5 protein-coding genes are annotated in these 13,003 nt (G+C 48.1%); all 5 read right to left on the bottom strand.

Annotation, left to right across the window (positions count from 1 at the left end):
* Positions 1 to 128 precede the first annotated feature (128 nt).
* Complete coding sequence (locus AN619_RS05850) at positions 129 to 1,469, bottom strand: ArnT family glycosyltransferase (RefSeq protein ID WP_068555692.1); 1,341 nt, start codon at positions 1,467 to 1,469, stop codon at positions 129 to 131.
* A 5-nt stretch (positions 1,470 to 1,474) separates the two neighbouring features.
* Positions 1,475 to 3,097 carry a CTP synthase gene (locus AN619_RS05845; protein ID WP_068555691.1) on the bottom strand — a complete coding sequence of 541 codons (1,623 nt, stop codon included), beginning with the start codon at positions 3,095 to 3,097 and terminating at the stop codon, positions 1,475 to 1,477.
* A gap of 392 nt (positions 3,098 to 3,489) precedes the next feature.
* Positions 3,490 to 5,001, bottom strand: coding sequence for an S-layer homology domain-containing protein (locus tag AN619_RS05840; protein ID WP_068555689.1), 1,512 nt, complete (start codon positions 4,999 to 5,001; stop codon positions 3,490 to 3,492).
* A 34-nt stretch (positions 5,002 to 5,035) separates the two neighbouring features.
* Entirely contained in the window at positions 5,036 to 6,688 is a 1,653-nt protein-coding gene (locus AN619_RS05835) for a S1 domain-containing protein (RefSeq protein WP_068555687.1), read from the bottom strand.
* 4 nt (positions 6,689 to 6,692) lie between these two features.
* The gene (locus AN619_RS05830; protein WP_198153249.1) at positions 6,693 to 13,001 is read right to left on the bottom strand and encodes an IPT/TIG domain-containing protein; all 6,309 of its coding nucleotides are present in this window, start codon (positions 12,999 to 13,001) and stop codon (positions 6,693 to 6,695) included.
* Positions 13,002 to 13,003: the final 2 nt, after the last annotated feature.

Raw genomic sequence — 13,003 nt, 5'->3', positions numbered from 1 at the left:
TGGAAGATGTAAAGGAAGACTTTGTTGAAACACATGACGGAAATTATGACTCATCCACAATTTATGAAAGTACATCATTTCCTATGTGTTATAAAAACGGGAAAAAACAGTAGTCCTCCCATAGACTGCTACTTTTCTCCATACAGACCCGTTCGAATCATATCCAAAGAAGCCCCTGCAGCCAGTGCCAAGAAAAACAATACAGGAAAGTTATACCTGGCTTGGCCCTCGAAAACAAAATACACAGCAGCAAAGAAGGCAATATGGAGGGTGGGAATACCCACCAAGTCGCTCAGCCTGCTGTCTTTTTTCCATAGGCCCCAGAGGATGTTTTTGATGTTGAGGAGTGTATACATAAGTCCAAAGGAGCTTAAAAGATAGATGATGCCATCGCTGACGGCCCGGAAGGCATTCATGTTGCGCAAATACTCAATTTCCGTCCACCAACGCTGCTTTTCCTTGAATTCATTCATGGCCCATGCCTCAATGTCCCAAGCCCCGCTGAAGAAAGTAGCCTTTAGGCGCAGAATTCCCAGCTTGACAAACTCCCAGGGATGCTCACGAATCCATGCCTTGGCTGCCGGCTTCAAAACGACTTCCAGCTCATGGGCCAACTTTTCGCTTCTGTTCCCATGGTCCAATATTGCGTCAATCTGCTCCCGCAGCTCCTTTGAGGCATAGATGTCTTTGATGGGCATCCAGGCCCCTGTGGTATTGTGGGCATTGTTGTTGATATAGAATACATAGCCCGAATTGTAGGATACGGGAATCCATCGGCCGAATTTTTGATAGTTCCTTAGGGTCCATGGTGCAATGGTCAATGCCATGCTGAGGAAAACCGTAAGGAAAAGGACCGCCGTTTTTTTTACATCCTTCTCTTTCAGCCAATGGCTTGCCGCTGCCACCACGGGATATGCCATCAAAAAAGGCTTGGTCAGTGCGGCAATCCCAATAAAAAATCCCAGGAGAGGGTAGCGCAGCCGGTTGTCAAAGGTATAAAGCTGCAGGCACACAATGACCGAAAGGAGAAAGGCAATCAGCACCTCTGTGCTGATGACATTGTTATAGGCAATAAAATTGGGCAAAAGGGCCACCGTAGTATATACTGTATGGATGATAAATTTTTTGTCGGTAATTTTGATCAGAATCAGGTACATCAAAATTAAAGTAAAGCCGGACAAGATGACATTGAACATCTTGGCCGTATACAGGTCATGATTTCCCATAAGTCTATATACAAAACCTAAAATCGTGGGATAACCCATACCCTGAAAGGCAACGGGTTCTCCCCGAAGGCTATGGCCCAAGTGCATGAAAATATTTGCAGCTATCTCCTGGTAGGTCTCAAAATCGTAAATGGGTTTCGCTGGGATATGGTGAATCCACCAAAGCCTCAGATACATTCCCAGTATAGTGATTCCCCCCGTATAAAGGATATGTCCCCTATCCTTATATAGGTTTGTTTTCATGGCGATCACCTGTTTTCCATTCCCGCCATGCTTTTCCTTTCCCTTGCTGCCTTGACAAAATCCCGGAACAACGGATGGGGTCTTGTGGGTCTGGATTTAAACTCCGGATGGAATTGTCCCGCCACAAACCAGGGATGATGGGGCAGTTCGATAATCTCCACCAATCTTTCGTCGGGAGAAATACCACTGATGACCAAGCCTTTCTCCGTCAGGACATCACGAAACTGGTTATTGAATTCATATCTGTGGCGATGCCGCTCATAGATCAGATCCTCTCCATAGGCAGCTTCTGCCTTTGTTCCGTCATAAATTTTGCAAGGATATACCCCCAGCCGCATGGTACCGCCCATATCCTCAATATCTTTTTGATCCGGCATCAGGTCGATCACCGGATAAGGCGTATGGGGATCCAACTCTGAACTGTGAGCGTCCTTTAAGCCTGCCACATGTCTTGCAAACTCCACCACAGCCAGTTGCATCCCCAGGCAGATGCCAAAGAAAGGAATTTTATTTTCCCTGGCATGGCGGATGGCCGCAATCTTTCCTTCAATGCCCCTGTCGCCAAAACCGCCGGGAACAAGGACTCCATCGGCACTTTGCAAGTACTCTTCCACATTCTCCGGTGTTACATCCTGGGAATGAATCCAATCGATCTCCACCTTCACATCGTTGGCAATCCCCCCATGCTTCAATGCCTCTGCCACCGACAGGTAGGCATCATGGAGCTCTACGTATTTGCCCACCAAGGCAATCCTTACCTCTGATTTCAGATTTCTCTCTTTCTCCACCATATGAGTCCATTCTGTCAAATCGGGGCCACTGCACTGCAATTCCAACCGCTTGCATACCATATCCCCCAAGCCCTCTTTTTCCAGCATCAGGGGTACTTCGTACAGGGAAGATGCATCCATGTTCTGAACCACACTGTTGCTGTCCAGGTTGCAGAATAATCCGATCTTTTCTTTGACCTCCTGGGACAGGGGCTTTTCCGTTCTGCATACGATGGCATCGGGCTGGATACCAATCTCCCTCAATTCCCGCACACTGTGCTGGGTAGGCTTTGTCTTGATTTCTCCCGCCTTGCCCAGATAAGGCACCAGGGTCACATGGATGTACATGACATTCTGCTTCCCTACATCATACTTGATCTGGCGGATGGCTTCCAGGAATGGCAAACTCTCAATATCCCCTACGGTACCGCCGATCTCTGTAATCACCACATCGGCATTGGTTTCCCGTCCTGCCCGGAAAATTCTTTCCTTAATTTCGTTGGTAATATGGGGGATCACCTGAACGGTGCCACCCAGATAGTCTCCCTTTCTCTCCTTTGTGATGACGGACCAGTAAATTTTTCCTGTGGTCACATTGCTGTATTTGTTTAAGTTGATATCCATGAATCTTTCATAGTGCCCCAGGTCCAAATCCGTTTCGGCCCCGTCCTCTGTCACAAAGACCTCTCCATGCTGGTAGGGACTCATGGTTCCCGGATCCATATTGATATAGGGATCCAATTTCTGGATCGTTACCTTTAAACCTCTGGCCTTCAACAGTTGTCCCAAGGATGCCGCCGTAATTCCTTTTCCCAGGGATGATACAACACCGCCGGTAATAAAAATATACTTTGTCATAATATAGAATCCTCCTTTGATTGCTTATGGGTGATGGCTGATGGCTACTGGCTACTAGCTGCTGGTGACTGGTAGCTGATAATGGCTGCCCCCTAACGGCTAATGGCCAATCGCTAACGGTTTCCAAAAAAAGTGAGGCCACCCCCTACGGGTGACCTACCGATGTCCGCGTCCATATATATGGCAGGGCACCCTGATAGGGTGCTCGTCTTTTTCCCTATTCATAACTTAAATAGTATATCTTATCCCTCTTCCATAGTCAATAGGAAATGATAAATCCTCTGGAAGTTTTCTATCCCTTCCGTCACTTCTTTGGACCAGCCAGTATTTCCGAAACACTGGCACTGCCGCCGTTGACAAGAGGGTCCAAGGGGATGGCCACGGGATCTTGATTACTGAAACTGAATAATATTCTCCCGATAATCCCGTTGCAAATCTTTTTCCAAAAATTCCAGGAATCTCACCAGCATTGCGGAGGCTTCCGCCCTGGATACCACTTTGTTGGGATTTACCCGATTGAAATCGTCCCCTTGAATCAAATGGATTTCCTTGGCCACATAGATGCTGTCCCTTGCCCAGTTGGGTATATCCCGGTCATCGGCAAAGGAGGTATAGTATCCCGGACTGGGCCCTTTGTTTTCAAAGCCCAAAGCCCGGATCAGGATGGTAATGGCCTGGGCCCTGGTCAAAGGACCCTCCGGGTCAAAGCGATCCGGCGAAACTCCGGATATGATCTGTTTTTCCAGTCCGCTTTTGATATATTGATAATGCTTGTCTTCCACCTTTACATCCTGGAAAGGAGATTCCTCAGGAGGTTGTTTCCTGCTGCGGCTGGGCTTCAGAGATGCATCCAGGTTTGGACGGATATCACAGGCCCGGATGACGCCCTTGATAAACTCTCCCCTTGTAAAGGGAATATTGGGTGCAAAGAAAGAAGACTGTTCATCGAATACATCCAGGGAATAAAGTTTTTCAATGCTTTCTTGGGCCCAGTGCCCCCCGATATCCCGGAACTTTGGCACAATCAGCCGTTCCAGCTTTGGCACCATCTGTTTCGACAGGGCCATGCTCCCTTTGTTTCTCTTGCTGCCATCCGCCTTATTTTCCGCAATTTGGGGCAGGTTGTAATCATATCGGGATACCATCTCCCGGTTCGTAATGCGGATATGTCCCCCATAAAAACTGGAAAAGTTCGCTTCGTTTTCGGCATATTTCAAAGTCTTGGTCTGGCTGTCGGAGGTTTGCACCCTCACTGTCCCCTGCCACGAGGTTTTTTCATTGGCCTGCTGGCCATTGTTCCCATCGGATGGAAGGAGTCTGGTAGTCTGGATTACATAATCGATGATCTGGGTCTCCGTATTGCCCCAAAAATTTTCATAACCCACGCTGCCCCCGGAAATATCTACAACCACTTCTCCCTGGTCTTTGTTAATGACATAGTATTTTCTCCCCTTCAGGTTGCCGGAATAAAAAGCGGCAGCGGGACGGTTGTCTATCACGTCGGATTTGGAAAATTGAAAATCCTTCAATTCGTATTTGTCTTGTCCGATCTTTAAAGACTCACTGTATTTTTCTACCCTGGTCTGGGCAATGGTTTGTCCCTTCTCATTCCGGTTGGTGTATTCCGTTACAAAGGTAACGGATTTTGTCAGTTCGGCCTCTATGGTTTTATCTTCCGGCGTCAGCTTGTTAAATCTGTACGTAATGGTTTTGGTATTTTCCTTTTCCCGTTCCGACAAGGCAAGGGTCCCCACAAATTTCACCGGTTTTCCGGTGATAAACACAATTTCTTCATAGGCATACTCATTGTTGACACCACCGGAAAATTCAGGGGGAGCAGCCCATCCTACGATAGGTGCCACAGACAACAACCCTATCATGAAGCAAAGAATGATTTTTTTCAACGTTGCCCCCTCCTTCAACCTTTCTCTTTTTCCCTTATTTCACAATTATAATCTTCCCTTCAAAATCGTTTCTCACCATGTAGAGGCGGTCACCGGCCTTTAGCTCATGGGCGCTGATCATCCTTTCATCCTTTATGATCATGGCTTTTTCCAGGTTGATCCTGAGGGAAGCATTTTTTTCCATCCACTGCTTCTTGCTGCTGCTCCAGTCTTTTCCGTCTCTTAATTCCAATGTCCAACCCACCAAAGGATCGTCATACACTTTGTCGATCACGCCGTTGGTAATCCTCTGATTGAGCAAAGAATCCATGTTTTTCTGCACCAGAATGGTCCGGATTTGATCTCCGTCGGTATAGATGTAACCGTGCCAATCCTTTAGGTTTCTATTCTTGGCATAATCAGAATTTTCGTCAACGGCATAGTCTTTGGCGTAAAATTCCTTTGGCGACACGAACTTTTGTGCTTCCATATCAAAAATAGAAGTATCACTGTCATAATACAAATCTTTTTGTCCCCCGAAGGAAACCCATTGGTTGTTGTCCAGTACGAAAAAGTTCTTCAGGGTTACTTGATCCTGCAGGATCACATCCAGTCTTCCGCTATAAACAACATGACGGCCTATATTGGAATGGTTGATATCCTCATTGTACACATAGATGACATCGGCAAGGAGATTGCTTCCACGGCCGTCGGCTACCACAAAGACATCGGCCTTGGCATCAATGCTGTACATGTCCACCAACCGCCCGTTTTTTATAACGATGGTGCCTTCATGAAAAGCCAGGTTCTTGTTGTTATTCAGCTCCAATCCCTGGGTATACCAGTTGATGTCCTTGATCTTGTCAGCATAGGTGGATTCATATTGGCCTTTGACAATCATTTTTTCCGCCCGCTGGCTTCCAAAAAAGTCTTTGACGGCCATATAAACGGTCCTGCCTTGGTAGTTCTTTAACTGCTTGTAGGATATCTTTTGCCCGCCTGCATAGAGGGGAAGATCCATGGCATAGGGAATGGCTATGCTGGGCTTTACGGCTTCCCATTTCCCGTTGCGCAGGGCCTCCACTTCTTCCAGCACCATTTTGTTCTCTAAGTCGTGGGCAAAGGCGAGCTTTCCCCGGTATAAATCCTTGACCACAATGGAATCTCCTTCTATCTCCATCTTGCTGATCAAAGAAGAGTCGATCTCATCAAAATACAGTTTTACCCGATCCCCCTCATACAGGACGCTGTGAGGAACCTGGGCACCTTTTTTCATGGCAATGGTCGCTGCCGACGCAAAGTAGGTCTCCTTTTGTCCTGTAGGGAGCTGGAGGACGATTTGATCCCTGTCAATCTTTTTGACAATCCCTGTCCTTATTTTTCCCCCCGGCGGGATATAGCCAAGATTTTCTGTGGCGTAGCTCTCCAAGGTATAAAGTCTTCGCCCCTTCAACTCTCCATATACCTCCATGCCCGCCTTGAAATCCTTTAAAGATGCCGGAACACCATCGATGGTGAGCAGGGCATTGGGGTCGAAGGGGAGCTGATGGATGGTGCCATCATACTCCTCGATCTGTATTTCCTTCTCCAACACCTTTTTTACATACCCCTCGATAAATCCGTTCCTGTAGGGCCCTTGGGAGTCCCCATAGGAGGTAATGGAGCTCATCAGTAAAATCAAACATAAGAAGGCTGCCGCTTTTTTCATTTTCCTACCTCCTGCTTCCCAGAATCATAAATTTGCCTAGTCTGTCTGTAAGGGCCGTAAGGGCCATACTGTCCCCATTGCCGGCAGCCATCGGGATCCAAGTCCCCTCATATGCATCATACCGGCTCAGGTGAAGGGATTTTAATTTTCTCATATCGGCTTTTGCCCGATCCACGTCTAAGGTGATTTGCACGGGTGCCCTCACATAGGTTATCTCCGTCCGGTCCTTGCCTGCAAAAGCAAAGGCTTTGATGCCATAGGCTCCGGATAGGGCCGTCTGATGATTATCCATATCTGGGATTTCCGCCACAGGCATAATTTCCACTCGAACGCCCGCATCCCCTCTTTTTTTGTTTTCCTTTATCTTATCGGTATAGAAGATGTTCGGGCTGAACTTGATCCGGAAATCCTTTCCGTTCACTATAATGCTGCCCCTTCCCCCATCGGCTACCACCGATGCGGGAATACTGATGACAACCTCCTTGCTTCCTGCCAGGGTACCCCTTGTCAGATCAACGGTAAGGTCTTTTTGGGTATCCTCACCTGTTCCGATCACGATTTCGGCCCGGTCTCCCATCTTCTCCTGTTTTGTCTTTTCTCCCAGGCCGCCATCCTGATCCGGAGGTCCTGCTTTTCCTTTGGTGGTCACCGTGTTGCTTTCGCTGGAAGCCTTGGACGACCCATATGCTCCGATGGCCGTCACCACAAATCGATAGCTGGTATAGGGCGCTATATTTTCGTAGACAAAGGATGTCAGCTCTGTACTGCCAATGAATTCCCTTACCTTATTATTCGCCACAACGTAAATTTCGTATTCCTTTGCACCGGCCACAGGATTCCAATTCACCTTGATATACCGATCATATACCAGCTCCGCCACTACCCCCCCAGGGGCTTGAAGCTCCGGTGTCCCATAGAGGAGGTCTCCATAGATGCTGCTGGCTCCGCCATCGGGATTGACCACCAGGATGCCTCCCGTTCCCTGCTTGCCTGCCGGTGCGGCCACCGTCAGGGTTTCCCCGTCAATCACCTTTGTATTGCTGCCTTCCGCTCCCTGTTTTAAGGTATAGTACTTTCCTTGGATGAACAGGGCTTTTTCCGTATCCTTTCCATCGGCAACAAGCTCCAGCTTGGGATTGAAAATCACCTTGGCACCTTCCATAAAACCGGAGCCCTTTACTTTGATTTCTTGCCCCCCTAAGATAGAAATGGTCTTGATTCTCGTGGTTTCTCCGGGATCGGAAGGATCCACCACAGCCGTAATATTGGGGGTGCTCACAAAGGTATATTTGCCTCCCGGGTTTGCCAATTCTCCATCGGGGTTTTCCACCTTGACATCCACCTGGCCGGGGCCATGGGCCGGCGTAATCACTCGGATGGTCTTATAATCCACCACCGTTACATTGGCCTTGGGTACTTGCACCTCTCCAAAGAACACAGACAATCCTTCCCTGAAATCCTTCCCTCTGATGGTCACCGTGGTTCCTCCGCCGGCAGGTCCCTTGGCCGGTGTTACTGTTTCAACGGCAGGGGCCGTCTCTCCCTTGATAAACTCAATGTAGATGGGAGGATTGGCCAAATCGGAGGATGCATTTCCCCCATCCTCGTTCATGACAACCACCCGGTGTCGCTTTCCTAGGGCGCCCTCTCCCACATTAGGCATGGTAAAAGTCAATTTGCCCGGGAGCTGGTAGGTAATATTCTCTTTTTTGACTGTCAGCACATCTCCCACCTGAAGGATGGCATTTTCCCGAAAATCCGTTCCCAATACGGAAACGATGTTGCCCCCTTTATAGGTCATTCGGACGATCCTCATTTCCTGGCCGTTGATAAATTCTGCACTGGGATTCCGTCCGTCTTTGGTAATATTGGTAATGACAGGCCTGCTGTCTGGATTTTTATAGGTAAATTTGCCTTCCCCAGTTCCTCCGTCAGGATTCAGAATGGTTACGGCCACCGGCCCCACCGTATGATAGGAAGGGGTATATACCACCATCTGGGTTGCATCTTTATATTCCACCTTCGGAGAATAGCCCCTCTCCACCAGCAGTCTCCTGTCGGAAACCTCCAACCGTATCCATTCGTCATATTTTCCGCCGCTTGCATAGCTCTGGGCAATTCCCTGGCCGTCCACATATTCCAGCAGGCTGACGGGCACATAGGCAATGGCCCCGGTGTAGGGAAGGGTAACGGTATAGTTCTTCTGCTCCTCCAGAATGGTGAGGGTCAGAAGGTTGTTTGCCCCGTCATAGCTTACCGTCAAGCCCCCGGCCAATTTCACCGTAGCACGGCTGTTGTCAATTCTCCCGGAGTTCTCCTGCTCCCTGGGAATATCCTTGTTGTAGATATTCCCAAACCGCACCAGGGGTTGTGGGATGGTTTTCGTTTTGTAGTTGCCGTCTGCCGTATCTTTATAATAGACGGACACATCTGTGACCACAAAACCTTTCCCGAAGAGCTCTATCTTCTCTCCTCCCTGTTTTTTCCCTTCCGCTGGAATGATTTTATCAATCTTGGGATTGGATCCTTCATAGGTGAATTTTACTGTGTTGGAAATACCAGAGTCATTATTGACCACATAGACATCCACGCTGTCGATTTTGCCGGCCGGTGTTTTCACCTTGAGATAACCGTTGGCAAATTCAAGGATCTCCGCCTGTTTGGTGCCAAAATATACCTTGGGCAGTACAGGAAGGACAATTTTTTGGAAGTTGTCTTCCCCTACATCTGCCTTCAATTGATAAATTTGCATGTTGGTAAAATCATCGGGCCCTTGGGTACCGTCATCGGCAACAAAACTGCCATTTCCCTGATAGAAAAAACCGTTTAAATCCCTATAGGTTTCTCCCGGGTTCCACGCCTGATCCCGGTTGGCATCATCATAGGGCTCATAGAATCGGAAATCCTTTCCTGTAATCTCTACAATTTCATTCCCTGCTGCATTCCCCTTTTGGGGTACGATTTTGATGATTTCCGGATGGGAGGTAGGCACAATATAGGTAAAGCCCTTTTCCTTGCTGTCGCTGCCTCCGTCGGGATTGACCACCACCACCGGAACTGTCAGACGGTCCGTATCGTATTTTGACCGCAAATCGACATTCAGTTTCGGCACTATAGCCTCCATGGTCAATCCGTCCACGCTGACCGTAACCTTCTCTTTAGGCACCTCTATCCCATTGATAAACACCTTTGTTTTCTCGGCGCCATTATCCACAAAGCATTCTTTGCCGGGTTCTTTTTCTCCCGTAATCCTGATGAGGTATCCCCCATCCACAGAACCGTGATCCGGTTCAATGGTTTTGATCTTGGGTTTGCTGGAAGGCTGGGTATAATAGTAGAAGCCTGCCTGATCCATTCTGCTGTCCCGCTTGGTATCGGGATTTTCCACCGTTACATCGTAATAGCCGTCTGCCGAAAGAATAGGCACAGTAAAGTAAATTTTGTCAATCCCCATGACCTTGACGTTGTTCCCTGTAATGACACCGTTTTGTACGATGTAAGGGGTCATCACCTTCAGAGTCAGCTCCGGCGTACCGTCTGCGGGTCTCACATCCAAGGATATAAAATCATAATTGCCTCCGGCGTCATTTCCTGTGCCAAGGGTGACATCATAGATGCCGCCCCCGTCCTTGTCGGCCCGGATTCCGCTGCCCTCGGCACTGAAGACAAACTTTTGGTCAATGCCGTTGGACAACAAAGGCCTTCCTTGGACATCCACATCCAAAGTAAAAAATCTTCCCGTGGCCGTATCCTTTAGGATGATGCTGTGGTAATAATCCCTAAGGATGAGTTTTTCTCCGTTGTTTTGAAGAATCTTGTCGGCCGCCTCAAAATTTTGCAGGGTAATCTGCTTTGTAATGCTATCCCTGTAATATTGGTTGATATCCTTTCCTTCCAACAGGACCCGGGTTCCGATCAACTTGAAAATATCTTTTTCCAAGGCCGTGGGGTCCGGTTTGATGAAGTTTTCCCCCGTAATCACCACCAAGGTTCCTGTTTTTCCCTTTTTGGGGGAAAAGTCTGTAATTTTGGGGTTAGTATAGGTCCTCACATATTTGTAAGGATAGGTGGCAATCCCGCCGGTACTGGGATTCAGCACATAGACCAAGGTATCTCCTTCCCTGCCCGGAGGAGACTTGAAGTCAATCTGGGTTCCGATGCCGTTCCGCTTGATTCCCGTAACCTCTTTGCCGTCAATATATACCTTCACGTCCGAGGCAAAGTTGCTTCCCTTGATGACAACATCCTCTCTCCCGTCCAGCGTCACCACATTGGGTTTTACTTCTTCGATGACGGGCACATCCTCCGTATGGATAAACTGTACCGCATCGGCCTTAATGGTATAAGGCCCATAGTTCTCCGATCCCCTTACAGGGTTGGCAACAGCCACATTTTGCAGGGATGCATTGACCTTCTGGGCATCAATCTCCAAACCGGCGGGAATCCGTAGGATGATTTTGTTCCCGATTTCACTTCCTACGGTTCCGTTCATGAGTCTGCCCTGGGCATCCATGACCTCCAGGCCGGCTCCTGCCAACACCACATCCCCGTTGATCTTATCCCTGTAGTATACCGTATCTCCGATTCTTTTGAGGAGGATCTCTCCATTATCATCGTTGCCTCCGATGACCACCTTAGGATAAATGATTTTTTCCTGCCCCGTTCCGTCTACATACTTATACACATGAAAATCCTTTCCGTTGATGGCGATAATCACATCGGTGGCCGTTTTATACAGCACCCCTTCTTTCTTGACACCAATGACTTTGGGCACCACCGTGTCAATGACAGGCTCCGTAAAGCTGGGTATATAGGTGTAGGCATCCTCCTTCACGGCCTGCTCCTTAATGACATATACCTTGCTGGGGTCGGCTGTTTCCGTAATTATTGTCTCGATATTGACAATCACATCCTTGACGAGATCCTTGTCCCCTGCTTCTAAGGGTTTTGCCATCACCGTCAGGGTATCAAACTGGTTGGCACCATAATAGAAGGCCTGCTTTGTCTTATCTTGAAATTCAGCAGCATTTCCGATGATGACGGAAATATATCTTTGAATGGTTACCTGTTTCCCGTTGTATTTTGTATTGGCATCACTGGGATAAGCAATCTTCAACTGCTTCAATCCGTTGCGCTCTTCCACTTCCAGATTTTCTGCCCCGATGCTGCTATCGTAGAAGCCCGTCAGCCCGTCGATATTCAATTCTTCAAAGAATTTCCCGTTGATTTTTACCTCCGATCCCGCATCGGGTCCCGAGCTGGGCTGCACCGACTGGATCTGGGGCAAAAACTTTCCGTCCACCACCGTGAAGGTGCCAATCCACAACTGTTTCACAATCAGGTTCGATATGTTGTCCGTAGGTTTGATTCCTGCAGGATTGATGTAGTTTGTCAAGATGACATGATAGGTTTTCAACTCCAGACCGCTGGGAACCTCAAAGGTAATGGTATCCTTCTGGGTAGGGCTGTGGTTGTTTTCAATGGCCTCTCCCAGATTTTTCCCCAGGAAAGGGTCCTCCAGATTTTCAATGAGAAATACGGAGTAATCCTCGGGAAAGGTGTCCGTTGTCAAAGTTACCTTGTCTCCTTTTTTTCCTTTGTTGGGATTCATGACAATATCGGCGGGATTCACACCGCTGATGATATCGTAAATCCGGAAGGCATCCAGATATCGATAGGAAATTTCTATATCCACAGCACCTTCCTTATATTTCTTTACGACTTTCAAATTCTGGACTCCCAAGCCGGCCACCACCGTGATATTTTTGGTGGTCTGGGTGTCATCGGTATGGATCATGGCCGTAGAAATATCCTGTTCCGATATTCCCTGGTAGTACTGGATTTTGATGGTTTTGTTATCGCTATTATCCGTATCGATCTTGTTCAAACGTATACCCGTAATTCCGATTTGCTGCCCTGACTGCACCAGCTTGCTGGTTACACCCTTGAGCTGGGGCATATCATCCTCTACGATTTCATAGAGAAGGCCGTTGATCAGAAACTTGGAGCCCACCTGGCTGGTGGAGATGGTATACTGGGACACCGTTGCCCCTGGGCTGGAGGGGGTCAAGGTTGTCACCTTGCCGTCGTCGCTCTGTATCTTTACCTCCAGATTGTTCAGTTCGCTTCCGTATACAGTTAAGTAATAGTGGGAAGGAAGATTGTAGTTCCCGTTATAGATTTTGGTGATTTCTATTTTGTTCACTGTCGGCGCTGCAAAGACAGCGGGTATCTCCTGCCAGGGGAAAATCCCGCAAACCAGTGCAAAAATCATGAATGCGGCTACAATCTTTTTGATGTCCTTTTTTTTCATGG

The sequence above is a fragment of the Thermotalea metallivorans genome (genome assembly GCF_001562415.1).
GTDB lineage: Bacteria > Bacillota > Clostridia > Peptostreptococcales > Thermotaleaceae > Thermotalea > Thermotalea metallivorans.
This window is presented reverse-complemented; position numbering and strand designations above follow the sequence as displayed.

Excerpts from the sequence above, each read along its gene's own strand:
- AN619_RS05850 (WP_068555692.1), bottom strand. The coding sequence starts at position 1,469 with ATGAAAACAAACCTATATAAGGATAGGGGACATATCCTTTATACGGGG.
- AN619_RS05845 (WP_068555691.1), bottom strand. The coding sequence starts at position 3,097 with ATGACAAAGTATATTTTTATTACCGGCGGTGTTGTATCATCCCTGGGA.
- AN619_RS05835 (WP_068555687.1), bottom strand. The coding sequence starts at position 6,688 with ATGAAAAAAGCGGCAGCCTTCTTATGTTTGATTTTACTGATGAGCTCC.
- AN619_RS05830 (WP_198153249.1), bottom strand. The coding sequence starts at position 13,001 with ATGAAAAAAAAGGACATCAAAAAGATTGTAGCCGCATTCATGATTTTT.